Annotated in this window: 19 protein-coding genes; 6 read left to right on the plus strand and 13 right to left on the minus strand. The window is 55.0% G+C overall.

Annotated features, from left to right (window positions below; all coding sequences use genetic code 11):
* The first annotated feature begins 91 nt into the window (after positions 1 to 91).
* Together TREBR_RS11940 and TREBR_RS11945 are read left to right on the plus strand one after the other, a co-directional pair.
* Positions 92 to 1,567: a 4Fe-4S dicluster domain-containing protein gene (locus TREBR_RS11940; protein WP_013759425.1), complete on the plus strand. Its 1,476-nt coding sequence runs from the start codon at positions 92 to 94 to the stop codon at positions 1,565 to 1,567.
* A 306-nt stretch (positions 1,568 to 1,873) separates the two neighbouring features.
* The gene (locus TREBR_RS11945) at positions 1,874 to 4,549 is read left to right on the plus strand and encodes an FtsK/SpoIIIE family DNA translocase (RefSeq protein ID WP_013759426.1); all 2,676 of its coding nucleotides are present in this window, start codon (positions 1,874 to 1,876) and stop codon (positions 4,547 to 4,549) included.
* A 1,135-nt stretch (positions 4,550 to 5,684) separates the two neighbouring features.
* On the opposite strand, the gene TREBR_RS11955 is transcribed toward TREBR_RS11945, so the two are convergent.
* The 3 genes from TREBR_RS11955 to TREBR_RS11970 all read right to left on the minus strand — a co-directional run bounded on the left by TREBR_RS11955 (position 5,685) and on the right by TREBR_RS11970 (position 10,921).
* Positions 5,685 to 6,914 carry a dicarboxylate/amino acid:cation symporter gene (locus tag TREBR_RS11955; RefSeq protein WP_013759427.1) on the minus strand — a complete coding sequence of 410 codons (1,230 nt, stop codon included), beginning with the start codon at positions 6,912 to 6,914 and terminating at the stop codon, positions 5,685 to 5,687.
* A gap of 190 nt (positions 6,915 to 7,104) precedes the next feature.
* On the minus strand, positions 7,105 to 8,097 hold the full coding sequence (locus tag TREBR_RS11965; RefSeq protein WP_013759428.1) for an AEC family transporter: 993 nt from the start codon (positions 8,095 to 8,097) through the stop codon (positions 7,105 to 7,107).
* 40 nt (positions 8,098 to 8,137) lie between these two features.
* A complete protein-coding gene (locus tag TREBR_RS11970; protein ID WP_013759429.1) occupies positions 8,138 to 10,921 on the minus strand; it encodes a glycoside hydrolase family 3 protein in 2,784 nt (927 codons plus the stop codon).
* Between the two features lie 153 nt (positions 10,922 to 11,074).
* On the opposite strand from TREBR_RS11970, the gene TREBR_RS14360 reads away from it, so the two are divergent.
* Both TREBR_RS14360 and TREBR_RS11975 read left to right on the plus strand, forming a co-directional pair.
* On the plus strand, positions 11,075 to 11,236 hold the full coding sequence (locus tag TREBR_RS14360) for a hypothetical protein (protein WP_156786672.1): 162 nt from the start codon (positions 11,075 to 11,077) through the stop codon (positions 11,234 to 11,236).
* On the plus strand, positions 11,229 to 12,353 hold the full coding sequence (locus TREBR_RS11975) for an acyltransferase domain-containing protein (RefSeq protein ID WP_041610445.1): 1,125 nt from the start codon (positions 11,229 to 11,231) through the stop codon (positions 12,351 to 12,353). Before TREBR_RS14360 ends, TREBR_RS11975 begins: the two co-directional genes overlap by 8 nt.
* A gap of 68 nt (positions 12,354 to 12,421) precedes the next feature.
* Here TREBR_RS11975 and TREBR_RS11980 read toward each other — a convergent pair whose 3' ends face one another.
* The 3 genes from TREBR_RS11980 to TREBR_RS11990 all read right to left on the minus strand — a co-directional run bounded on the left by TREBR_RS11980 (position 12,422) and on the right by TREBR_RS11990 (position 14,811).
* Positions 12,422 to 13,063: a peroxiredoxin gene (locus TREBR_RS11980; protein ID WP_013759431.1), complete on the minus strand. Its 642-nt coding sequence runs from the start codon at positions 13,061 to 13,063 to the stop codon at positions 12,422 to 12,424.
* Between the two features lie 210 nt (positions 13,064 to 13,273).
* Positions 13,274 to 13,771, minus strand: a complete 498-nt coding sequence (locus tag TREBR_RS11985; RefSeq protein ID WP_041610885.1) for a methylated-DNA--[protein]-cysteine S-methyltransferase — start codon at positions 13,769 to 13,771, stop codon at positions 13,274 to 13,276.
* Positions 13,772 to 13,896: 125 nt separating this feature from the next.
* Positions 13,897 to 14,811: an alpha/beta fold hydrolase gene (locus tag TREBR_RS11990; RefSeq protein WP_013759433.1), complete on the minus strand. Its 915-nt coding sequence runs from the start codon at positions 14,809 to 14,811 to the stop codon at positions 13,897 to 13,899.
* Between the two features lie 199 nt (positions 14,812 to 15,010).
* Between TREBR_RS11990 and TREBR_RS11995 the strand changes: the two genes are divergently transcribed.
* Positions 15,011 to 15,871, plus strand: a complete 861-nt coding sequence (locus TREBR_RS11995; RefSeq protein ID WP_013759434.1) for a sulfide/dihydroorotate dehydrogenase-like FAD/NAD-binding protein — start codon at positions 15,011 to 15,013, stop codon at positions 15,869 to 15,871.
* A complete protein-coding gene (gene gltA, locus TREBR_RS12000; RefSeq protein ID WP_013759435.1) occupies positions 15,868 to 17,367 on the plus strand; it encodes an NADPH-dependent glutamate synthase in 1,500 nt (499 codons plus the stop codon). The genes TREBR_RS11995 and gltA overlap by 4 nt, the downstream gene beginning before the upstream one ends.
* 308 nt (positions 17,368 to 17,675) lie before the next feature.
* On the opposite strand, the gene TREBR_RS12010 is transcribed toward gltA, so the two are convergent.
* The 7 genes from TREBR_RS12010 to TREBR_RS12040 all read right to left on the minus strand — a co-directional run bounded on the left by TREBR_RS12010 (position 17,676) and on the right by TREBR_RS12040 (position 25,821).
* Positions 17,676 to 19,583 carry an AMP-dependent synthetase/ligase gene (locus TREBR_RS12010; RefSeq protein WP_013759436.1) on the minus strand — a complete coding sequence of 636 codons (1,908 nt, stop codon included), beginning with the start codon at positions 19,581 to 19,583 and terminating at the stop codon, positions 17,676 to 17,678.
* A gap of 157 nt (positions 19,584 to 19,740) precedes the next feature.
* Positions 19,741 to 21,297, minus strand: a complete 1,557-nt coding sequence (gene pheS / locus TREBR_RS12015) for a phenylalanine--tRNA ligase subunit alpha (RefSeq protein WP_013759437.1) — start codon at positions 21,295 to 21,297, stop codon at positions 19,741 to 19,743.
* Between the two features lie 12 nt (positions 21,298 to 21,309).
* A complete protein-coding gene (locus tag TREBR_RS12020) occupies positions 21,310 to 21,678 on the minus strand; it encodes a hypothetical protein (protein ID WP_013759438.1) in 369 nt (122 codons plus the stop codon).
* A gap of 83 nt (positions 21,679 to 21,761) precedes the next feature.
* Positions 21,762 to 22,460 carry a hypothetical protein gene (locus TREBR_RS12025; RefSeq protein WP_013759439.1) on the minus strand — a complete coding sequence of 233 codons (699 nt, stop codon included), beginning with the start codon at positions 22,458 to 22,460 and terminating at the stop codon, positions 21,762 to 21,764.
* Positions 22,436 to 23,077 carry a rhomboid family intramembrane serine protease gene (locus TREBR_RS12030; RefSeq protein WP_013759440.1) on the minus strand — a complete coding sequence of 214 codons (642 nt, stop codon included), beginning with the start codon at positions 23,075 to 23,077 and terminating at the stop codon, positions 22,436 to 22,438. Before TREBR_RS12030 ends, TREBR_RS12025 begins: the two co-directional genes overlap by 25 nt.
* Before the next feature lie 36 nt (positions 23,078 to 23,113).
* On the minus strand, positions 23,114 to 24,241 hold the full coding sequence (dgcA, locus tag TREBR_RS12035; protein WP_013759441.1) for a diguanylate cyclase DgcA: 1,128 nt from the start codon (positions 24,239 to 24,241) through the stop codon (positions 23,114 to 23,116).
* A complete protein-coding gene (locus tag TREBR_RS12040) occupies positions 24,241 to 25,821 on the minus strand; it encodes a DUF5312 family protein (RefSeq protein WP_013759442.1) in 1,581 nt (526 codons plus the stop codon). Before TREBR_RS12040 ends, dgcA begins: the two co-directional genes overlap by 1 nt.
* Positions 25,822 to 25,830: the final 9 nt, after the last annotated feature.

A 25,830-nucleotide genomic window follows, 5' to 3' on the forward strand; every position in this document is an offset into this window, starting at 1 on the left:
CGCCGCGCGGCCCGAGAATCAAACGCGCAGCCGGAAACCGAACGGATCGGAAAGAGAGATTTCCTCACCGAATTTTTACAGGAGACGACAAATGCTGAATATTAATAATAACGCCGCGCAGTTGAAGCGCGAAATACTCGTACGCATCGCAAAACTGCAGCTTGAAGGTAAATTGGAAGAAGGCGTTCATTATATTCCCAGAGAAATGGCACCGGTCGGCAGCCAGCCGGTTCGCTGCTGCATTTACCATGACCGGGAAATCCTGCGGCAGCGCGTTATGGCGCGCCTCGGATGCAGCGTTGAAAACTACGACGATGAGAAAAAACTGGCGGAATTCGCGCACGAAGCGCTGAACCGGGAAAAACCCACGTGGCCGATGCTGACCGTTTTGGACGAAGCGTGCAACGCGTGCGTACGCAGCCATTACATGGTTACCAACGCGTGCCAAGCGTGTCTGGCGCGTCCGTGTATGATGAACTGCGCAAAAAAAGCAATCGCAATCACCGAAGGACGCGCGCGCATCGACCCCGAAAAATGCGTTAACTGCGGCCTTTGTATGCAGAACTGCCCGTACCACGCGATTATCAAGATTCCCGTACCGTGCGAAGAAGCCTGCCCGGTCGGCGCCATTTCCAAAGACGAAACGGGCAAAGAACGTATCGACTATCACAAATGCATTTTCTGCGGAAATTGTATGCGTGAATGTCCGTTCGGCGCCATGATGGACAAAAGCCAACTCGTGGACGTATTGAAGCGTATCATGGACGGGAAAAAAGTCGTCGCCATGTACGCACCCGCAATCGCAGCCCAATTCCGCGCCGCACCCGGCCAGCTTGAAGGCGCGCTGAAACAAGCCGGATTCGCCCGGACGTGGGAAGTCGCCATCGGTGCTGATATAACCGCGGATAAAGAAGCGCACGAATTTGAAGAACGTATGGAACGGGGCGACAAAATGATGACGACGTCGTGCTGCCCCGCGTACGTGCGCGCCGTACACAAACACGTACCGGAACTGTCGCCGTGTATTTCCGATACCAGAAGCCCCATGCACTATACGGCGGAAATCGCCAAAAAAGCCGATCCGGACTGCGTGAGCGTGTTTATCGGTCCGTGTCTGGCAAAACGCCGTGAAGGAATGGACGACGAGTTCGTCGATTACGTCCTTTCAATAGAAGAAATAGGCGCATTGTTCGTAGCGAAAGGGATAGACGTTGCCAAGACGGAAGCTGAACCCGGAACCATTATTCCCACCGTTTCCGGCAGGAACTTTGCCGTTACCGGCGGCGTCGCCGAATCGGTGCGCGTCCGGCTGACCGACCCCGAAAAACTGAAAGCCGCAGTCATCAACGGACTGAACAAAGCCGGTATGAAACAGCTCGCACAGTACGGCAAAATCAGAAGCGGCGAAGCGCCGTACACGGCGGACTGTCCGAACCTGATAGAAGTCATGGCGTGCGAAGGCGGCTGCATCGCCGGCCCTTCGGTAATAACAAACCCGAAAGTCGCCGCCATTCAGCTTAAAAAATACGTCGAAGCGGGCGCGTCGGACAAGACGAACGCCGAATAAACGGCCCGTTATCCGAAAATAACCCGTTATCCGAAAACGGCACCGGCGGCATCGCACGGTGCCGTTTTTTCACCCTTTCCGTGCAGTTTCCGCACAGTTCCGCACATCGCCGGCGGGAAAAGCAAGCCGCACTCAGCGGATTACTCAGCGGGAACACGGCAGGCGTTCAGCGGATTACTCAGCGGGAACGTTCACGGATCGGAATCTAAAAAGCTAAGATCTCAAAAAAAGAAACCGATATTAATAAAAGCGTGTTTCGGGATTTTGCTCCGCCCGCGGCATGCGCGACTCATGGGAGATTTCTAAATGAAGCGATCAGAAAAAATAACCGCAGCATCCGGTTTTATAGTACTCATACTTGCAGCTCTTTTTTCCATTGCACTATTACTGCACTTTTTCAACTTCGGCTTGGTACGTTCGGGCGGAGCACGCTTTTTTCTTGCGCTCGGCTCCATGCTTTACAGCGTGTACGGTTTTTCATGCATACTGATTCCGCTCTTTTTATGCGTAACCGGTTTGAGCTGCTTTGCCGAAACCTGGTCCGTAAAAAAGGGAATAATCCTGCTCGTTTCAGTAATACCGTTCTTTACCGTTGCACTCACGGAACGGTTCGCAAGGTTTCTTGCCGCCGCCGAAAGCGGCCCGCTGCTTACCATAAAAATATGCGCGCTGCTGACCATCGGCGCGCTGCTGATCGCGATCGAATACATTGCGGCGAGCATCGCCGGCGATAAAATACAGAACGCCCTGCTCGCCCGGCAAATGCCCCGAAAGTCCGGCAATGAAGCCGATACCGCGGAAATCGAACCCGAAGCAGAATTCCCCGCAGACTTTCCAAGCGAACCGGAACGGCCTGAAGCGGCTGAAAGCCTTCAAACAGAACCGGCCGCCGCCAGTCAAAGCGAACAGCCGGAAACGCAGCCGGAGCAGCCGGAAGCGGCGGAGCCGGCGGCGCCGCACGAAATCACCGTAGAATTGCAGACGCCCGGCATGACGATTGCCGAAGCGGAACGCTTGGCGGCGGAGGAATCGGCCGAGCAGGCGGCACCCAGTCCGGTTCCGGCACCCGATTCGGAATTGTACAGTTCCGACGAAGCGGCCTTTATCGAAAATCCGTTCGCAGAAGACGGCGGAACAGCAGCCGAAGCCGCCGGCACGGACGAAGACGAATCTGACGAATCTGACGATTTAGACGCTATCGACGACATTGACGATGCGGACGACGACGAAACGTATTCCGATGAAGACGACGATTGCGCGGACGAAGCGCAGGATTTTGACGATGTGTTCGACACCGAAACGGACGGCGGCGATTGCGCGGATTCGATAGATTCGACGGATCCGGCGGCTGAAGCCGAACCGGAAACCGCCGCACATTCCGCACATTCCGCACATTCCGCACATTCCGCCGCTATGGACGCGGCCGCATACCCGGAGGAACGCAGCTGCGCAGAAACGGCAGTATCAGCGCCCGGCTCCGCCGCTTCGGCAAACACCGCTTCGGCGGAAACGACCTCGGCATCGGCATTGCCGCTCGTTGAACGCGCGGTTCCGGCCCGCATAAAAGGCGCGCCGTATCACATTCCGGTCGACGGTCTGCTTACGTCGTATCCCGACGGTGAATACTGGATTATCGACGACGAAACGCTCGCTTCCGCAGGGGAACTTAAAGACACCCTCAGCGAGTTCAAAATAGCGGCAGAAGTAACCGGCATCAGAAAAGGGCCGGTTATCACGATGTTTGAAATTCTGCCCGCGCCCGGCGTAAAACTGAGCAAAATAGTCGCGCTGCAGGACAACATCGCGCTCCGCCTCGCCGCGTCGAGCGTCCGCATCGTCGCCCCCATTCCCGGCAAGCACGCCGTCGGCATCGAAGTGCCAAACAAGGAACGCGCCATCGTCAGTTTCAAGGAACTCATCGAAACCGAAGCGCCGGCGTTCAAAAAATACGCGATTCCCGTCATTCTGGGAAAAGACATCACCGGAGAAGCGCAAATCATCGATCTGGCAAAAACGCCGCACTTGCTGATCGCCGGATCCACCGGTTCGGGCAAATCGGTGTGCGTCAATACGATGATTCTTTCCATTCTGTACAAAAGATCGCCGCAGGACGTCAAAATGATCCTGATAGACCCCAAAATCGTCGAACTCAAACTGTACAACGATATTCCGCACCTTTTGACGCCGGTCATCACCGAACCCAAAAAGGCGTTTCAGGCGCTACAGTATTGTCTGTGCGAAATGGAACGCCGATACGCGCTGCTCGACGGCATGGGCGTCCGTGAAATCGCCAGCTACAACCGCCGCATTGCCGAACGCAACATCGCGACGGAAAAACTGCCGTACATCGTCATCATCATAGACGAATTTGCGGATCTGATGGCCACGACCGGCAAGGAACTCGAATCCACCGTTGCGCGTCTTGCCGCCATGAGCCGCGCCGTCGGCATCCATCTGGTGCTGGCAACCCAGCGCCCCTCGATCGACGTTATCACCGGACTCATCAAGGCGAACATTCCCACCCGCATCGCGTTCATGGTGGCGTCCAAAATGGACAGCCGCATCATCATAGACCAAGTCGGCGCGGAAAAGCTGCTCGGCCGCGGCGACATGCTGTACGCGTCGGCAACCGATCCGTTCCCCGTGCGTATCCAAGGAACGTTCGTTTCGGACACTGAAGTCGAAAACGTCGTCGAATACGTCAAACAGTACGGCGAGCCCGAATACATCGACGATGAAATCTTTGTGGAAGATGAAGAGATCGACATGGGACCGTCGCTGTTCAGCGACGGAGACGATCCGCTGTACGAGCAGGCGCTCGAAATCGTCGTCCAGGCGGGCAAGGCGTCCGCGTCGTATATCCAGCGCAGACTCAAAATCGGCTACAACCGGGCGGCACGTCTGGTGGAAGAAATGGAAGCGCGCGGCATCGTCGGCCCCGCGAACGGGTCGAAACCGCGCGACATTCTGCAAGTACCGTAACGCCGAAGCGAACCGCGCCGGCCGCAGCAGCCGAGGCGAACCGAGCCGAAACGGACGGCCGCCTTAACTTAACCGAAGCGCCGTCCCCGCAGCGGGTCGAAACCGCGCGACATTCTGCAAGTACCGTAACGCCGAAGCGAACCGCGCCGTCCCGAAAAGATGCGCAGGAAACGGTACAGGTGTAACCGTGCGGCAACGGCGTTTGCCGCATCTTTTCCTCAAAACATGCGGAAGGAATTTTAAAACATGCGCATCTTTTCCCTAAAACATGCGGAAGGAATTTTAAAACATGCGCATCTTTTCCTCAAAACATGCGGAAATAATTTTAAAACATGCGCATCTTTTCCCTAAAACATGCGGAAGGAATTTTAAAACATGCGCATCTTTTCCCTAAAACATGCGGTAGAAATTTTAAAACATGCGCATCTTTTCCCCAAAACATGCGGTAGAAATTTAAAAACATGCGCATCTTTTCCTCAAAACATGCGGTAGAAATTTTAAAACATGCGCATCTTTTCCCCAAAACATGCGGAAGAAACGGCGCGGATGCAGGCGGCAACGTGTGCCGTCTGCCGGCGGCGGCCTTAGGATATGATGAATGTCTCGGGATAAAGATACAAGCCGGCGGCAGTTGCCGTCTGCCGGCGGCGGCCTCAGCCGATGCCGGCGCGCTTCAACCGCAACACCGGCCGCGGCCTTAGGGTACGACAGCGCCCTTCGCGTACGATGCCCGCGGCTGCCGCATCGTCTCTGCCGGCGCCCGCCTCAGCCGATGCCGGCGCGCTTCAACCGCAGCGCCCTTCGCGTACGATGCCGGCGGTTGCCGCATCGTCTGCCGGCGGCGGCCTTAGGATATGATGAATGTCTCGGGATAAAGATGCAAGCCGGCGGCAGTTGCCGGCGGCCGGCGGCGGCCTTAGCCAATGCCGGCGTGCTTTCGTCTGCCGGCGCCCGCCTTAGCCGATGCCGGCGGCGGCCTTAGCCGATGCCGGCGCGCTTTCGTCTGCCGGCCGAGGCCTTAGGATATGATGGATGTCTCAGGGTAAAGATGCAAGCCGGCGGCAGTTGCCGTCTGCCCGCGGCTGCCGCATCGTCTGCCGGCAATCGGTGCGTTCCCGCCCGTTCCGCACGCAGTTTAAATGAACTTTCGCACTTCGTAATGATCGGTCATGCCCATTTTATGTGCGACGAAATACGAACCGAACATCGCCGTCGCCGCGTCGATCGCCGCCGCAAACGAACAAATCAAAAGAGCTGCCGGCTTGAGCAGCAGATAGCCCGCCTCAAATCCGCGCCCATATATCGTGCACATCACCGTCAGCGCCACGAACGGACCGCCGGACGGCAGAGCGCCCAGTACGAACGACAGCACGCACGACATTCCCGCAATCCACAAAACGTCTTCAGCCGAAATGCGCAGACTCGAATACGACGTCAAAATCACCACGAAACACACGGTCGTGCACAGCGCGGATCCGCCGCGCGCAAAAACCGAAAACACCGGATACGTTACCGCGTTTATCTTGCGCTGAATCCCCAAACTTTCCTTGCCGTGCCTGACGGCGACCGGCAGCGTCAGATTCGTATCGCCTGAAAAAAACGCAACCAATATCGGACAAATGCTCGCGTACAGCACCCGCATCGGCTTCGTTCCCTTGCACAGCGCGTACAGCAGCACCGGATACAGCACGAACGCAACCAAAACGAAATCCGCCGCAAGCATGATCAGCAGCGGAACGTACACACCCGACGCAAATACGGCGAACGAATCGATCGCCCAGGTACACGCGATCGCAATCATCCCGATCGCCAGCATATCCACAAAAAAACTCATCACGTTGTACGCCACCGTCGACAGCGAATCGAACAGCGTTACCGCACTCTTGGAAGCCGCCGTATCCACGGCGCAGCCGGCTCCCGCCAGTCCCGCAAACAAAAACAGCGGCAGCAGAAAAGCCCCGTCCAAAAACGCCTCGAATCCCGAATACGGAAACAGCCGCCGCACCAGTGCCTGCACGTCTATGGAAGCCACCTCGGCAACCTTTTCCGCCGTAATCGGAATACGCGGCAGACGCACGACCAAAACGGACAGCAGCCCGACCGCCGTCAGCATACACACCGAAACGGCCAGCACGCTCACAATCAAAAACGCCGGCTTCAATATCCGCTTAGAAGCGCGCAGCTTGCACACCGCAACCGACACGCTGAAAAACAGCAGCGGCAGCACCGTATACCGCCCGAACCGCACCGACACGTCGGTCAAAAAAGAAAGCACCGCCGCAGCGTTCCGACTCTCAAACGGCACCACCAGCGCCGCCGTAATTCCCAACGCAATTCCCAGAAGATATTTGATCCAGATTTTCATGACACAAGCATAGCGGAAGAACCGCCGTTAATCAAGCCGTTTTTTTCCGGTGTTTTTCAGCATTTTTCGGGAGCGCATCCGTACGCACACCGGCTCGCTTCGGGGTTCGGCGTCTTGCGCGCCTCCGTTTTTCAAACCGGAACGGACGTTCCGCCCGTTCCGCCCTGCGCATCCGGGCTGGCCGGTATTTTCAGAACAGTCCGGCGCTGCGGAAAACCGCCGTATACGCAAAGATTGCCGGCATCGAAAAAAGCGCCGTCCACACCAGCACCTGTCCGGCAAGTTCGCTGTCGCCTCCCATCTGATCCGCCATGGAAACGCTCGCCACCGCCTGCGGCGCCGCGAACAGCGCGAACAGCGCCGCGTACTCGGCGCCGGTGAACGGCCGCAGTCCCAGAGCGGACGGTACGAAAACGACGGCCGCCATCCCCAGCACCGGCGCCAGCACCAAGCGGGAGGCGACGCTCAGCGAAATCTGCGGCAGCAGACGGCGCACTGCGGAAAACTTAAACTGTCCGCCCAAAATGATCAGCGACAGCCACGGCGCTATGCCGCCGACGCTTGCCAGCGCTTTATACACGAACCTAAAACTTCCCGTACTCAGCCGCCGGCCGCCCAGGTGCGGACGCAGCAGCAAACACACGAAGCCGGCGGCAACGCCGATAATCAGCGGATTCGTAACGATCTGCTTTACGATAAACCGCACCGGATGCACCATCCGCTGCCGCACGAACGCCGAAAGGGAAATCACTCCCAGCACGTTGTACAGCGGAACGCTGAACGCCGACACCAAAGACGCAACGATCAGCCCCTCGCTTCCGCACAGATTGAACGCGAGCGGCAGCCCGATCGTCGCGTAATTCGACCGGTAAAAAGCCTGATGCACCACGCCTTTCTGCCGGTCGTCGGGAACGGCGAACGGAACGACGGCGAACCCGATAACGAACAATACCAGAATCACCGCGACGGCGAACGCAACCACCTGCCACCGGATATCCGCAAGCGAATCGATATCGTAAATGTTGACGAACATCATCGCCATAAATCCGTAGCGAAAGCAGAAGCGGTTTCCCTCTTTCAGAAACGTATCGGAAACCACGTTTTTCCGTCTGACGTAAAATCCGAGCGCGGAAACCAGCAGCAGCGGAAACACGGCGTTCAATGAAAATACAAGCGCGTCCATTTATTCAGTATACCGCATCGCACCGGCGTGCACAATCGAATTAAAACAGCTGCATATACTCCTGCGGATCCGTTATGGCGTCCTTATCGACGCGGAACGTGATTTTCAGATTTTTCAGCCGCAGTCCGTTCCGGCTGAAATACAGACGGATAATGACATATTTCATGTTGATGCAGATTTTCCGCGTTTGCGTCAGCCAGGCGCCGCCGGTGCCGTTCCAAGTGAACGTTCCCGCCGCGATTCCCTGAGAAAACACGGTAACCGGAATCTGGGACAATTCGCCCAAATCGGACGCGCCGGTCAATTCCATGTCGTAACCGCCCAGCCGCTCGGTGTTCAGCGCGATCACGAAATCGGCGTCTTTCGACGTATCGACGGCGCTGAGGTCGAGTTCAAGCGAATCGGAAAGCGTGTGATACACCACTTCATCCGGCAGAAAACTCCGGTCTTCGGCGGGGCGGTTTACGACGGTTACCGCGTCTTCCGTTCCCGAAAGCCGCCGGAACGCGCGCGTTTTCATCAGAAACCGGCAGATATTGGCGGCGCTGCGCTGCAATTCGCTTCGGGCAAGCGTCCCCGAAGCCAGCGCTTCAAGCGTGTTGTCGCCGGTACTGTTGACCGCCGCGTCAAGGCACACCATGTACAAATCGTTCTGCGCGCGCGCCATCGCCGCAAAGTTCGTCTTGGACGGGGAAGCGCCGTAATCGTTCATTACGGCCCACCAATCGGTCATGACCACGCCGTCGAATCCCCATTCGCCGCGGAGAATCGCCGTGTTCAAATCAAAACGGCTTGCAGCCCACATGCCGTTCAGGCTGCCGTACATCGTCATGATCGCGTCGGCGCCGCCTTCTTTTACGGCGATTTCATATCCTTTCAGGTATATTTCACGGAGCGCGCGCTCGGAAACCGCAACGTCGGCTTCGGCGCGCTTGAACTCCTGATTGTTGCAGCAAAAATGCTTGAGCGTTCCGGTGGAACCGGCCGAATGCAGACCGCGTATTTGGGCGGCGGCCATTTTTCCGGTTACGAGCGGATCTTCGGAAAAATATTCAAAATTCCTGCCGTTCAGCGGATGACGGTGCACGTTCATTCCCGGCCCGAGCAGCACGTCCACCCGGTTTTTCGCCATTTCGAGGCCGGTAAAGAAAAACAGACGCTCCACCAATTCCGTATTGAACGTACAGGCGAGCAGCGTGCCGCACGGCAGACTGAACGCTTTGGCGCCGCTGTCCAAGCGCATACCGGAAGGCCCGTCCGCACAGCACGCGCACGGAACACCGAACTTTTTCAGGGCGGCAGACACGCCGCCGAACGCGCCGGCCGTACCGGGCGTTACCTTCGGACTGCCCATGCCCTCTCCGCGGATAACGCACGACAGGTCGTCGTCGGAAAACTGTGCGACGAACGCTTCCATCGACGAGCCGCCGCGGCGTACGTCGGCGAGCGTTATCCCCGCGTCGCCGGTATACGGAATCTCTGAGGGAATAGCCGCAGCGCGCCGCACCGGCTCGCTTTCGCGGGAAAGGGGAACGCCTTCCCAATCCATGCCGTTTTCATCGGCACGGGGTTTCATTCTGCGGAACGGACGCTCCGGCGCGAGCAGCTGTTTCAGCGTTTCCGTAACGCGCGTCTTTTCAACGGTAAACGAACCGGCTTCCCGCACGTCGCGGACGCTCGTACCCGCGTACACGGTGTACGTTCCGCTTTCAAGCACGTAACACGACGGATAACCGGTAACGCCGCCGTCGTCATACGACGCGAACAGCGATTCGGCAAGCTCGAACGTCAGCGTCTGCGATTCGCCCGAACCCAATTCGCGCGTCTTGCCGAACGCGACCAGAACGCGCTTCGGTTTGCCCAATTTTCCCTGCGGACACTGCGCGTACAGCTGCACCGCTTCCTTTCCGCGGCGCCCGCCCGTATTCGTTACGGCGACGGCGGTGCGCACGGTACCGTTTTCGGCAGAAAAAGAACGTACGGCAACGTCGAACGTTGTGTACGACAGTCCGAATCCGAACGGATACAGCACCGCCTCGGGCGCGGCGGTTTCAAAATAACGGTAACCGACGTATATGTCTTCCGCGTAAAAGTTGCGCACCGCGTCGCCGAAATACGGTGATGACGGATAATCGGCTATCGTCTTCGCGATCGTGTCGGTCAGTTTTCCCGAAGGAGAAACGCGCCCGGTCAATACGTCGCACACGCCGCGGCCGCCGATCATGCCGCCCTGCCACACGTACGCGAGCGCGTCCGGCGCCAAATCGCACAATCCCTGCGTGTCCATAATGCCGCCGGTGTTCAAAAGGACGACCATCTTCGCGTGAGCGGCGCGCACCGTTTTCAGCATGTCTTTTTCCGTTGCGGAAAGCCGGTATGCGCCGGGAACGTCCTTATTGTCTTTATCTTCACCCGCGCTGCGCCCGATGATAACCAGCGCAACGTCGCTTTCCGCAGCGGCGGCCGCGGCGGCAGCGTAATCCAGCGGCATTTCTTCCTGAGACCACGGTTCGTTTCCCCAGCCGATACCTTCGTCGAACGGATGCGTTTCTTCCCATTCACGGTAGCGCGCAAGCAGTTCCCGATTAACGCTCACGTCCGGGCACGAAAGCAGCGCGTCCAAAATACCGATAACGCCCGAAACGTTTACTAAGCCGCCGGAGCCCGTGCCGCTTTTATAATAATGCGTCTGAATGCGGCCGTACACCGCCACGCGGCAGCCCGCCGGCAGCGGAAGCACGTTCCGATCGTTTTTTAAAAGCACGATACCCTCGCCGGCTGCCTGAACGGCGGTTTCAATATATTCGTTCCAGTCTAACGTCATAAAAAAAACTCCTTGCGTCGCGGCGGTAAAACGCCGGCGCCGAACGACCGCTTGAGGCGGCGCATTCGGCGGCGAATATTGAAACTATACCGCAAGAGTGTCTTTTACGTCTAGCAGACGTGCGTTTATATCGATGTAAGTCCGGTGGATGCGGTGTGCGCCGCTCTGCAGCCGGAGGATATCGGCCGGCAGTGTACCGAAGCGCCGCTTTCGAGTATAATCGACGCGTCGATGCTCAGCCATTATGCGGCTTTTGCCGCCGAAAAATCACGGCTCCGGGGAGGTTCGGTTGTCCATTGCGAAATCGGTGACTGACGTTCATAAGCGGCTCGCTTTTCCCGAAGACTTTTTCTCCGTTTTGCAGCGGTGCGCTTCCGCCGTCGATAAAGACGAGGCGCGTTCCCGCCGTTTCAGAGACGGACTTCGGGCAATGAAAAGCGACCCGCCGGCAGACGGCTTTGAATTCGACCGATGCCGGGAAGTACTGCGCTCCGTGCGGAAAGAAATCGACGCGGGTTCACTTTCCGCCGCAGACGGCTCACTTTTAGTCGCAGCCGCAGCGGCCGAATGCATTCCCCGCTATGAACGGCTGCATATAAGCGCCGCCGTTTTTGCCGATACGTTCGGCGACATCACCGTCTGGGCGCGCGACTGCCTGGCAAAAACCGGCGCGTGGGGAATCACCGAACTGCCTTGGTTCTCCCACCATCTTTCGTTGCGGCTTTTTGCGCTCGGCCGGCTGCAATTTGAACTGACCGCGCTCGATCTGCCGTACTCGCGACTGGAACCGCGGCACAACCGGAATCAGGCGGAAAACCGCGGCGCCGTATACGCCGTAAAAGGAAATCTTTCGTGTACGGCCGACGGCTTTTTGCGGACGCCGGACGATCCGCCCGATATTGCGGCGGCGTTTACCACCCGTTACGAAACGCTCAGAACTTCCGGCGACACGCAGCTGCTCGTGGCAAATACGGTACGCGAGGGTGTCGTTTTGCCGCGGCAAACCGCCTTCGACCGCCGCGACTGGACGGAACAGTCGCTGTGCGGCGGAGAACGGAACGTCCTCGACGTACACATTCCCGCCACCGGACCGCTGGACACAAACGACTGTCTCGCGTCTTTCGGGCAAGCCCGCCGTTTTCCCCTTTTTGCCCGGCACGCACCCGTCGGTTTCAGCTGCCATTCGTGGCTGCTCGATCCGTATTTTATCCGCCGACTGCCGGAAACTTCCCGCATCAGACGGTTTTCATCGTTATTCGACATCGTTCCTCCCGTTTCCGTCGATTACGGCGAAGGGCTGAGCCGAGTGTTTCCCGTCCGGCATGAAACCGGCAATCCGCCGCCGCTCACATCGCTGCAGAAAACGGTGCGCGACTGGCTCGCCGGAGGCGCCCTTTTCAGGCAGGGACAAGGACTCCGTTTTACGCCGTAATAAAAAACGCCGGCCGAAAACTGAAGTATTCGGTCGGCGCTCACTGCACGGCAACGGACGTACCGTTTTCAAATTTTCTTATACGCAAACCACCAGTCGAACGAATCTTTCAAACTGCGCCGTTCTGCGGCCGTTTTTTCATCCGCTGCCGGCGGAATAATCACCTGGGAACCGATCAATTCGTTTTCCGGCCAGTTCGCGGGGCAGGCAACCTTGTGACTGTCGCTTGTCTGGAGCGCTTTAACGGCCCGCAGGATTTCATTCATATTGCGGCCGATTTCCTGCGGATAATATAAGAGCAGCCGCAGCGTTCCTTCGGGATCAATAATGAAGACGGCGCGCACCGTGTTCGTTCCTTTGCCGGGATGCACCATACCGAGTTTTTCGGCAACTTTACCCATATCGTCGGCAATGATGGGGAATTCGATTGCGGTATCGAGCTTTTCGGCCATAAATTCAGTCCATTTCAGATGGGACTGCACTTGATCGATGGACAATCCCAGCAATTCACAATTTACCGCCTTAAACGCAGCGTAATGCTTTTGAAACGAAATGAATTCGGTCGTACAAACGGGAGTAAAATCGGCCGGATGCGAAAAAAGAACGAGCCATCGTCCTTTGTAATCTTCCGGAAGCTGTTTCATTCCGTGTGTCGTTTTTACGGTCATCGAAGGTATTTTGTCTCCAAGCAGCGGCATTCCGTTTTCCATAACAATTCTCCTGTTAATATAAATTATAATAATTACAAATATACAATTATTACATCGTTAACATATGCTAACTTGTATTTTTTGTCAAGCCCCGATATTTAATAAAGCAACCGTACCGCACACGTCAAACCGGCCGCGTACATCTGCTACCAAATGCACGTACGCCGCCAGATGCACGTACGCCGCCGGCATACCCGCCGGCAGTCCGTTTTACCGCAGATCCAGCGCCTGAAATCCCGCTTCCAAATCGAGCAGCAGCCGCTTTACGTTCAGTCCGCCGGCGTATCCGGTCAGACTGCCGTCCGCACCGATAACGCGGTGACACGGCACGATAATCATCACGGGATTGCGGTGATTCGCCATACCGACGGCGCGGCACGCTTTGGCGTTCCCGACCCGGTACGCAAGCCGGCCGTACGTCGTCGTTTTTCCGTACGGAATGCGCAGCAGTTCGTTCCACACGCGCAGCTGAAATTCGGTACCTTTTAAAGACAACGGCAGATCGAACGTCCGGCGCGTTCCGGCAAAATACTCGCCGAGCTGAACGAGCGCGCGGCGCAGCAGCGGCGTTTCTTTCCGCTCAAATTCTTCCGCACCGCACGACGGTTCTGCGGCGTCCGGCAGCACGTGCACTGCGCAGATACCGGCGCCGTCTTCCGTAACCGCAAGAGTCCCTATGGGAAAATCACCCGTCGTAACATACTTCATACCGATATAATACACCGCCGTCTGAAAAAAAGAAACATCGCGCGGCAGCGCTTCCGGTAAATTTCCGCATGAATTCCGCATTGCCGAAAACGAAACGCACGCGGCTGAAGCCGCACCGCCGGCCGCTATTCAGAAATCCACGAAAGCACGTCCGCAAAAACGGTTTTCCGGTCTTTTTCGTTCAGAATTTCGTGCCGCATCCCGTCGTACAGGATACCGCGCACGTTTCCGTATCCGACGCGACGCAGAAAATCTTGCGCGCGAAGCCAGGCGCGTTCACCCAAAATGACCGGATCGTTCCGACCTGCTATAAACAGAATCGGCAGCGGCGCGTTGCGCAGTTCCCAGCCGCACGGACTGTATACGGTTTTCATCAGCAGAAACAGATTACGGAATCCGTTCAGCGTAAAGGTAAAACCGCACAGTTCGCTGGCGTTATAAGCGTCGACGACCGCCGGATCCGCACAGATCCAGGCGTTTTCGGGCCCTTTTTCACCGACTTTTCCGTTATACGAGCCGAACGCCAGATTCTGGAGCAACGCGCTGCGGTGACGGCTGCCTTTCAGCGCCGTCAGCAAACCGGACAACGCCAGTGCGACGCCCGCGAACGGATTTTTGCCCGGCGCGCCGCAGATTACCAATTTATCGATATCGGCATCGTATTTTTTCAGATAACTTCGGGCAACGAGCGAACCCATACTGTGCCCGAACAGCACGAACGGTTTTTGCGGATAGCGGCGTTTCAGTTCAAGCGTAATTTGGTGCACGTCGTCCACAATAGCGGAGCCGGTCGTATCGTAAAAATACCCCAGATCGGCCTTATCCTTGACGCTTTCACCGTGTCCGCGGTGATCGTGTACGGCGGTTACGAAACCTGCTGCCGTCACATATTCCATGAACTCAAAATACCGTTCCTTAAATTCCGCCATTCCGTGCGAAATCTGCACGACGCCGCGTATCTCCGAATCGGGAAGCATAACTGCAACGTGAAGCGGAAGTCCGTCGAATTCCGATTGTACCGAAAAGTCTTTTCTTTCCATACGTATAACCTCGATTATTCATAGTATAAATGATATTTTTCCGGAAAACAAGAAACAAACAAGAAAACGCCGCACACGGACTGCGGGCGGAAAAACTACAGCAAAACTTTCTTTTCTGCACCATGCTTGAATACATTCGGCATATGCGGTATTATAGGATATTACATTTTCTTTGTTTTTGTCGAAAAGGAATTCATTCATGTTCAAAATTATTGAAAAGAAACAACTTTCGGCGGATGTTTTCTATATGAAAGTGGAAGCACCCGACATTGCGCGCAACCGGAAGGCGGGACAATTTGTCCTCGTACAACTCGACACCGAATTTGCAGAACGAGTACCGCTCACCATCGCGGACGCAAACGCACAGGAAGGCTGGATTGCCCTCGTATTTCAGGCAGTCGGCGCCAGTACGCTTAAATTATCACGTAAAAACGTTGCGGACGAACTCGGCGCCGTACTCGGCCCGCTGGGAAATCCGACTCATATAGAAAAAGTCGGCACCGTTATCTGCGTCGGCGGCGGCATCGGCGTCGCACCGCTGCATCCGATCGTCCAAGCGCACAAGGCTGCCGGCAACAAAGTGATCGTCATCATGGGCGCGCGCAATAAAGAGCTGCTCATTTTTGAAGACGAAATGCGCTCGCTCGCCGACGAACTTATCATCATGACCGACGACGGTTCCGCCGGCACCAAAGGACTCGTTACCGAACCGCTCAAAAAATTCTGCGAGCAGAATCCCAAACCGAACGAAGTCGTCGCCATCGGGCCGCCCGTTATGATGAAATTCTGCGCCGCCACGACCAAGCCGTTCGGCGTGCATACGGTCGTTTCCCTGAATACGATCATGATCGACGGAACGGGCATGTGCGGCGGCTGCCGCGTTACGATCGGCGGCGAGACTAAATTCGTCTGCGTCGACGGTCCCGAATTCGACGGACATCTGGTCGACTTCGACAACATGATGATGCGCATGAAAGCGTTCAAAGGACGCGAACAGGAAGACCTGCATAAATGCCGCATGGAAGCGCAGGCAGCACAGCTTGCAGGAGGAGCAAAATGAGCGGATACGTTTCAGCCGGGCAGCTCGCACAAGCTGCGCAAAAAGAATACGACGCGCTGAGCGCCAAAACGGCGGCCGGCACGATTTCTCCCAAAGATCGCATGGCGATCCCGCAGCAGGATATGCCCGTCGCCGAACCTCGACTGCGCGCACGGCAGATGAGTGAAGTCGCGCTCGGTTACACGCGCGAACAGGCGATCGTTGAAGCCAACCGGTGCCTGCAATGCAAAAACGCGCCGTGCGTCAGCGGCTGCCCGGTCAACGTACCGATTCCGCAGTTCATAGCCGAAGTTGCCAAAGGCGAATTCAAAAAAGCCGTCGATATCATCAAGACGACGAACTTACTGCCGGCAATCTGCGGGCGCGTCTGCCCGCAGGAAAAACAGTGTCAGGGTCAGTGTACCGTCGGCAAAACGTTCAAAAATGCCGAAAAATCGGTTTCCATCGGACGTCTTGAACGGTTCGTAGCGGATTTTGAACGCGAAAACGGACTGCAATCGGTTCCCGAAGCCGCACCCGAAACCGGCAAAAAAGTTGCCGTCATCGGTTCCGGCCCCGCCGGTCTCACCGTAGCCGCCGATACGCGCCGTGCCGGACACGACGTTACCGTTTTCGAGGCGTTCCATAAAGCCGGCGGCGTTATGGTATACGGAATTCCCGAATTCCGGCTGCCGAAAGCAATCGTCGCGTCGGAAGTCGAAATGCTCAAAAAAATGGGCGTTAAATTCCGTGAAAACTTTCTGGTCGGACGAACGGGCACGCTGCTCCAGCTGCTGAAAGAACAGGGATTCGACGCGGCGTTCATAGGAACCGGCGCGGGGCTGCCCAAATTCATGAACATTGAAGGCGAAAACCTGATCGGCGTATTCAGCGCAAACGAATATTTGACGCGCGCCAACCTGATGAAAGCGTACGACACCGCGCACGCCGACACGCCGCTGTATGAAGCCAAAAACGTCGCAGTCGTCGGCGGCGGAAACGTCGCGATGGACGCGGCCCGTATGGCCTACCGCCTCGGCGCGGAAAAAGTATCCGTCGTATACCGCAGAACGCGCGCCGAAATGCCCGCCCGCGGTGAAGAAATAACCCACGCGGAAGAAGAAGGCGTCGAATTCCGCTTCCTCGAAAATCCGGTACGCGTTATCGGCGACGAAAACGGCCGAGTCCGCGCCGTATCCGCGCTTTCCTACGAACTGGGAGAACCCGACGCGTCGGGCCGCCGCAGTCCCGTCGCAATTCCCGGAAGCGAACATGAAATTCCGTGCGACGCGCTTATCGTAGCGCTCGGAAACGGCTCGAATCCGCTCATGGTACAAACCACGCCCGGGCTTGACGCCGACAAAAAAGGCCACATCGTCGTAGACGAAACCGGACGCACGTCGTACCCTGCGGTTTGGGCCGGCGGAGACATCGTTTTGGGCGCGGCAACCGTTATTCTTGCAATGGGCGAAGGACGCAAAGCTGCGGCGAGCATCAACGAATATCTGAAAAAATAACGCTCCGTGCACGCGGTTGCCGAACGGTGCTCAGCCGCGTTCGGAAATCGCACCGTGCTCAGCCGCGTCAGGAAACTGCACGCGGTACCGCACTGTACGCGAACGGAAAAGAAAGGGGACGGAACGTTCCGGATGAATATCATCCGAGGCGCTCCGCCCCCTTTTTGTTTCGGAACCTCCTCTCCCGAAACAAAAAGCTTGCCCGAAAACGCGCGTCTTCGGGCAAGCCCGTCCGGCCGAAAACCGGCTGCAGCCCGACTGAAAAATACGCAGCAAACGCATCGTTCCAGCCGATCCGCTCTCCTCTTCTATTTGAACAGCAACTTTATTTCTTTTTCATATAATTCGCTCAGTTTGTAGCGCATGATTTCCTGCTTGGCGGAAAGTTCCACGCCCGGCTCGAACGGTTTTGCAAGCAGCGCAAACCGACCGATTTTTTCAAACAGTTTGAAGCCGTTCTTTGCATTGATGGCTCCCTGTATCTCCGAATCGAACAGTTTTATGATTTCATCCTGTTTCAGCAAAGACTGATAATCGGTGTACCGGATGCAGTTTTCATCCGCAAACGCCGTTACGTCTTCCTGCGACGGCACGATCAGCGCACCCAAATACCGCTGATCTTGCCCGATGACGACGGACTGGGCAATATAGCGCGACTCGTTCAGGCGCATTTCTATCGGCAGCGGTTCGACGTTTTCTCCGCCGCGCAGCACGATGGTGTCTTTCATCCGGCCGCGCAGCACGATTTCGCCGTCGACGGTAAGCATACCGATGTCGCCCGTGTCGAACCAGCCGCCGTCACGCATCACGTTCGCCGTCAAATCGTCGCGCCGATAATATCCTTTCATAACCGTACCGCCGCGCACCTGTACCACGCCTTTTTTTCCGGCAGGCAGCACGTTTCCCTGCGCGTCCACGATACGGACTTCAACGCCGCGTATCGCCGATCCCACCGTGCCGAACACGGGCTTACGCAGAGGGCGCACGGACACGACCGGCGCGGTTTCCGTCAATCCGTAGCCTTCGACGATATTCACGCCGATCGCCCAAAAAAACTCGTCGATCTGCGGAGGCAGCGCGCCGCCTCCGGAAACACCGCCGCGGAACGAATTGCCCAGCTTCGCACGGATTTTCTTAAACACGAGCACGCCGCCGAGCAGCTTGATCGGATACAGCAGCAGCCACGGCAGCACGAGCACGATCCATGACGGAATCAGAAAATCGTTTCCGAACCGCGCCGTTTTACGGAACAGGCGGCGGTCTATCTTTGAATGGAGAATCGCGGCTGCGGTAAAAAAGCGAAACAACGCGTACACGGCGCCGCCGGTTTTACGCATCAGGCGAAACACGCCTTCATACACGGATTCAAACACGCGCGGAACCGCCGGCAGCAGCTGCGGATTCAGTTTCTGAAAATCGGCGAGCAGGATACTGCCGACCGGTTTTGAATAACACAGCGCGGCAGCCTGACACAAAATGACGTATTCGCACAAGCGCTGAAACGCATGCCACACCGGCAGTACGCACAGCGCTTTATCGCCCGGATACAGATAAATACGTTCCTGCAATTCATCCAACTGCGTCAAAAAATTCCCGTGCGTAAGCATGACGCCTTTCGGTTCGCCCGTAGTTCCCGACGTAAAAATGATGCACGCCAGATCGTCGCGCTGCCCGGCTTCCAGTTCCGCCTCGACCGCACCCGGCTCCGCCGCACGGAATGCTTTTCCGGCGGCTGCAACGTCGTCAAACGAAAGCAATTCGATCGAAGCTTCCGCGGCGAGTTTTTTATCCGCGTCTGAAAGCGGCTCCAAACAAATCAGCCGTGAAAAAGACGGCAGATCCGCTTTCAGCCCGATGATTTTCCGCAGCTGCGCCGAATTTTCACCGATAATAGTCTGACAGTCCGTCACGGACAGAATGAAACGCAGATCTTTTTCCGTAGCGTCGCAGCCGCGCGGCACGTCTATCGCACCGATCGCCATAATGCCCATATCGGCCTGAAGCCATTCTTTGCGATTATCGGCTATCAGCCCGACGTGATCGCCGCGCCGCACACCTAAAGACAGCAACCCGCCCGCAAAATCGAGTATATTACGAAACATGTCCTTGTACGATACCGGATCAAACCCGTCGGCGCTGTTCCGGAAATATTGTGCCGCAACTCCGGGGTAATCTGACGCGACCCGTCTCAGCATTTTGGGCAATGTTGCTTCCATACAATTTCTCCACAATCAAAATGACAAACTTTGAGATTTTGTAAAGTATCACTACCAGTATATACTGCTTTTTTTGAAAACGCAAGCTCTTTTTGCTTATACTGTCGGCTGATACAAAAAAGCTATCCAAAACCGCGTTTGGATAGCCGCTCAGCCCCTAGTAGCGGGCTTTTCGGAGCCGGACTTGTTCTATGTCGGTAGAAAACAATTCGCGAAGGTCGTTCAAACCGAGCGCCATCAGCGCCATACGGTCGATGCCGATGCCCCAGGCGAGTACCGGCACGTCGATGCCCATCGCCTTGGTAACCTCCGGCCGGAAAATGCCGGAACCGCCCAACTCAAACCAGCCCAGCACGGGATGCTTGATGTGCACTTCGATCGACGGCTCGGTGAACGGAAAATAACCGGGAACGTACTTTACGTCCGTCGCGCCCGCAATTTCCACCGCGAACATTTCCAGAAAACCGAGCAGTGTTTTCAGGTTGACTTCGTTGCCCAAAACGATGCCTTCCGTCTGATAGAAATCGGAAAGATGCGTTGCGTCGACTTTATCGTAGCGAAAACAGCGCGCAATACCGAAATATTTACCCGGAATTTTCGCCTTCGCAAGCTGATGAGCCGAAAGCACGGTTCCCTGACTGCGCAGGATAAGACGCCTCGTAAAATCACGGTCGAACGTGTAATTCCAACCGCGGCTGCCGGTGTTGCCCCCGTTTTCATGTGCGGCGGCAACGTTCGATAAAAACGGTTCGTCTATTTTCGTCGCGTGCGTTGGATTTTTTACATAATATACGTCGTGAATATCGCGCGCCGCGTGAAACTGCGGCATAAACAGTGCGTCGGAATTCCAGAATTCGGTTTCCACCAGCGGACCGTCGAATTCTTCAAAACCGAGCGAACACAGTTTATCTTTAACGCTTTCAAGAAACGAAACGTACGGATTCGTCCGCCCCGGAATGATACGCGCGGGAGGCACGGAAATATTGTATCCGCGGAACGTTCCGTTTTTCCAGCTGCCGTCGGAAAGCATTTTGGACGTCAGGGAACCGATTTCGTTTCCGGTAATACCGGCCTTTTTCAAATATACCGTTACGTCCGCCGCGGCTCCGGTCAGTTTGTATACGACCGTTTCCCGTTCCAGCATACGGAACGGAGCGTCCGCCGCGCCGCGTTTTTTAGCGAGCGAAGACACGACGTCTTTTTCCCCGGCGGAGAGCGCCGCCTGATCCAAAACGCCGTTTTCCGCAGCGGCGGCTTTTTTCAGCAGCCCGGCGGTTACGGCAGCCCGGGGAGGCAGCGGATTACCGGTATACGACGCCTTCTTTTCCGCGTTCATCGCAAGGACACCTTCTTTTGAAAGCGTACCGAACGCACTGCCGACGTCCTTGTTTTCAATACCCGTCGCCGCGGCGATTTCGGGCAGCGTGTGTGCGCCGGACTCTTTCAAAAACGCAACGATGCGTTCTTCCGGCGTACCGGTTTGCGCATAGGATCGTCCGAGTTCTGTCAGTTCAAAAAACGTGTGATTCTCCCTGCGGACGACGGCCGCCAGTTCCTTACCGGCCAGCCATGAAAACGCCTGATTTGCGTGACCTTCCTTATAGGAAAGTTCCTTCTGCAAACGGGCGGCAGTCAGCTCGTCTGCGGGAGAATATGATAAAAGCACCCTGATTTCAAGCGGGTGCAGGTTTTTTATGACAGTTTGAACGTCCATCGTAACTCCGGATTAGTGTAAAAGTTTGATATATGAAGTGTAAATCGCCGTTTTTTTCGTGTTATCGTAACGGGTATCGTCCGCCCGGATATACGTATAAAAATAGTAACCGCGTTCCTTGACAAAAGCCGTCGCGCTTTCCTTAATCGCAGTCATGGCGGCACTCTGTTCGAACAGGACCGTCGGACACGTATAAATGAAACGCGCTTCGTCGTGAGCCGGCATGTATTCGATCGTAATCGTCGCTACGTCTTTTTTCTGCTGTATCACTTCAACTTTCGTAGGATCAATCGGCTGTTTCAGCAAATCTTCCGCTTCTTCCGCATATATTCCCGAAAACGCGGATACACACAGCAAAAAACACAGAAAAGATTTTTTCATAGAATCTCCTATTAAACGTCTGCCTTTCCGCAAACGTACGTACGTATGGGAATATTTCGATATCCGATGATTCAAAAAATTCCCTAATAATAATTGTACGGTACTATTTTACTCACATTAAGAAAAAAATCAAGGTCAACGACGTAGCGGCCGGACTTAACCGAAACGCGCGGATCTCCCGTTACCAGCACGCTGCCGGCAACCTCTTTCGGTTTATTGCGCGTCAGCGCGCGCGCATATTCCCTGACGGCATCCTTCAGCGCGTCCCGGCACGCCGTCTGAAGGCCGTCGAAACCGTCAGACAACGCCCCCGTACCGCGGCCCGAAACACGCTTATACGAAATCGCTTCCCACGACTTGCGCAGCGAAATCATCTGCGGCGTCCGCAGAAAGCGAACCCAGCAGTACAGCCGGTTGTCTTCTATCCACGGTGATTCGTACGCAATTCCCGTCGCCGCGTTTCCCAGCGGAATGACCGGCTCGTATGCAAAAAATTCAGCTACGTTCCTCGTTTTGTCGGAAGGCGTGTATGAAAAAGACCAGCCGTACACCATGCCTTCTATTATAAACGGCGCCGTTTCTTTTAGCCGCGATATCGGATACGCAAAAACCTGATCACCCGAGGCGGCGGCGGCCGTGCCGGGATACGCTTCAAGCGGTGCCCAGAGCGCGATGCGGATATATTCCGACTGGTCGACGTGCTGGCAAAACGCCGGAAAACAAAAACAGCCGATCAGCACACAAAAAACGAACCGTTTTACGACCGGTACGCGTTTTTCCATACTTTCCACGGATTGATCCCCATCCGGATCATCAAATACAGCCAGGCAACGGCGAACCCGGTCAGATGCGCCATATGCGCGACGCCGTCCCGCAGACTGAACAGCTGGCTGGCAATTTCAATACCCGCGTATATCGCGATGAGCAGCGGCGCCGGAATCGGCAGAATTCCCCAAATGAAAATACGGGAACGGGGAAAAATAACGGCGTACGTCAGCAGCAGCGCGTAAATGGCACCGGAAGCGCCCATAAGAAATACGAACGTACCGGTAGCATAGTAAATCGCAAAAGAAATGACGCCGCACAGAATGCCCGAACAAAAATACAACAGCAGAAATTCCTTCGAGCCGATCGCGCGTTCAACGGCGACCCCGAAAAAGAAAATTCCCAACATATTGAACAGGATATGCGAAAAACTGCCGTGCACGAACATATACGTCAGCGGCTGCCAATACATATGATACCGCACGACGTACACGACGTTCAAAGACAGATACGAAAGCAGTTTCGGATACAAATACGTCAGCACAAAAACGAGCACGTTGACACCGATGATAATAAAGCTGGCGTTATAAAACGAATACGGAAACGGTTTCCGTATTTTACGCAAGAATTCCATATACTCCTACCGCGCTGCGCGCTTTATTCTTTTTTCTCACACCGCATCAGCCGTCGAAACCGAATGCACTTCTTTCAGTACAGCCGGATCCGCGAACGTAATCCGGTTACGGCCGTTCCGTTTGGACAGATACAACGCCTGATCCGCAAGTTCGACCAGCTGAGTCGGCGTAACCGCCGCGTTTTTCTCATCGCCCGGATCGTACACGGAAAATCCGGCGGAAATAGTTACGTTCATATGAACGTCTTCATACACCAAATCGCTTTCTTCTATAACCCGCCGGATCCGGTCGCCGACTTTATACGCACCGTTGCTGTCGGTATTGTACAGCATTACGACGAATTCTTCACCGCCGTAACGGGCCGCCAAATCCTGACCCCGCACGCCGTCCTGAATGATCCGCGCCACGCGCTGCAGCACGAAATCGCCGCACGCGTGCCCGTACGTATCGTTAAACCGTTTGAAAAAATCGATATCGAACATGATGACGGCGACAGGCATCTCCGCCTTTTTGGCAGCTTCAAGTTTATCGTCAAGCAGTTTGTAAAAGAAATATTTCAATTTCAAATGCGTCATCATATCCGTGGAAGAACGTTCCACCAATATCGTGTTGTTGATGGCGATCGAAGCCAGCACCGCGATGTCCAGAATCTGCTGTTTATCGTCTTCACTAAATCCGGCGCCGTCGCCGATATCGATACGTTCGCCCAGCACCAAAATGCCGTTTACGTGATTCTGCTGCTTGAGCGGAATAATCAGCGACGGTTCCAGCGAGGCAATAGGAGACAAATCCGTACCGGCCGGCAGATGCACACGCAAATCGTTCAGCGTGAACGTTGCGTTCACCGATCCCAAAAAGCCGACCAGCGGATGCGACTCTGAAAAACTGTAATCGATTTCAGGTTCCAAATCAAATCCGTTATAATTATCCGCCAGAAAAAGCGTATCGGAATCAAGACTTTCGGGAACAAAAATTCCCGCGCCCAATACGCGCATTTGGCACATGCAAATATATAAAATGGATTCAATCAGGGATGAATATTCCAACACGGATGAAAGGGATTTCGAGATTGCCAGTAACTGCTGCAAATCGTAAATTTTCTTCTCGTATTGTGCAGCGAGATTTGTCGGCACCGTTTTTGTTTTACGGGTTTGTTTCCTCATTAAGATTTTCCTATTTCACCTATTATAACATAATTTCTCATAATTGCAACAAATTTCTGCCAATCGCCATATTGATTTTCAAACAAGTTTGCCGTTTCACGATTTCTTGTGGAAGAAAACAGGATTTTTATATTTGAAATATTGCTCGGATTGGCCGACTTGGCGTCTTCAAAAATATCCTGCAATTTTCTGAAAAGCGCGAACAGATAATTTACTTCCGTTTGGAGCAGTTTTTTTGCTTCCACATTGATGGTTGAAATCATCTGGCTGAGTTTTTTGGCAAAATCGGGGTCTTTATGGCTGTCGCGTATGTAACCGTACAGGATCGCCATGTCGTTCGAGCCGCCGCGCAGAAAACTGTCTTCAAAACCTTTTATCCGTTCGGAAGCTTCGGTGCACGAAAAAACTGCCGATGAAAAATCGCTTTTATACACCGGATTGTTGAAAAAACCTTCTATAACTACGTCGTTCAGCAGCGCCTTTATTTTATCGTCAAAAAAATACGTCAGAAACGTTTTCAGTATTTCCAGCGGCATAATCCACAAAAACGGATCGGCGCCGTTCGTCCGCAGGTACGTATTCTGTTCGGCATTATAGCCGTTGAGCGATTCGAGCTTACGGCTGCCGAACAGATTCTGCAGTTCCTGCGTAATGGTTTCATTCTGCAGTTCGGTTTTTATGCGCTGCTTGTCAAGTTCATACTGTTTTTTCAGATGTTCGATAAATCCCGCCAATTTATTCACATTGTACGAAGCGGTCTGCAGTACCGTTTCCGTATCCTTTTTACTGATAACGACGATATTTTTCAGCACGTCCGGAGACAGCAGATGCCGGTATACGAACGCAATCTTTTTCAAATGAAACACTATTCCGTCCCGGTCAAGATCGACGGGATCCGGCGCGTTCAATTCGGCAAGAGCCACGACGGCTTTTGCCAGCGTATTGGTAAGCTGAAAATCCGCCGTCAAATAATACAAGTCCAGCGAAAACACTTCCACCGCAGACGGCGGCAAATTCCGGAACGAGGGTGTATAGTCCGGATTTCCCTGAACGTAGTCCGGATCGAACAATTTGACGACTGAAAAATAATTGAAACAGCAGATATCGAAAAGCTGCATCAGCCGGTTGATAACCGCGTCTATTTTTCTGAATTCCGGCTGATCGAGCGATTTCAGCAGCCGCTCGAAAAGCCGGCCCTGTTCCTCGTACGCTTTAGACTCGTTTCCGGCTTCCCGGACGGCATTTTTCCTGTTCTCATACGACAGCTGTTCGTACAGCTGACGCATTTCAGGCGAAAATCCCGTCATGAACAGTTTTGCGGCAAACGTATCCGCACGCTGCATGTCTTCGTCCGCGATCGTGGCGGAAAGAATATCTCCGATGGGTTTTACGTGCGCATACAGCAGATTGAACCCTTCGGCAAGGTTTGCAAGCAGCATACCGCCTTTATACACGATCGGTTCGTGCGCTTTGAGTTCAAATTCTATTCTTTTGATTTCGCTTTTCGTTTTTGAATCGGACGCGGGACCGCCGCCGAACAAGGAGCCGAAGAAAGCCGCAACTACCCTGAATATTCCCATACTGCATTG

Origin of the sequence: Treponema brennaborense DSM 12168 (assembly GCF_000212415.1) — a bacterium.
Lineage (GTDB): Bacteria > Spirochaetota > Spirochaetia > Treponematales > Treponemataceae > Treponema_F > Treponema_F brennaborense.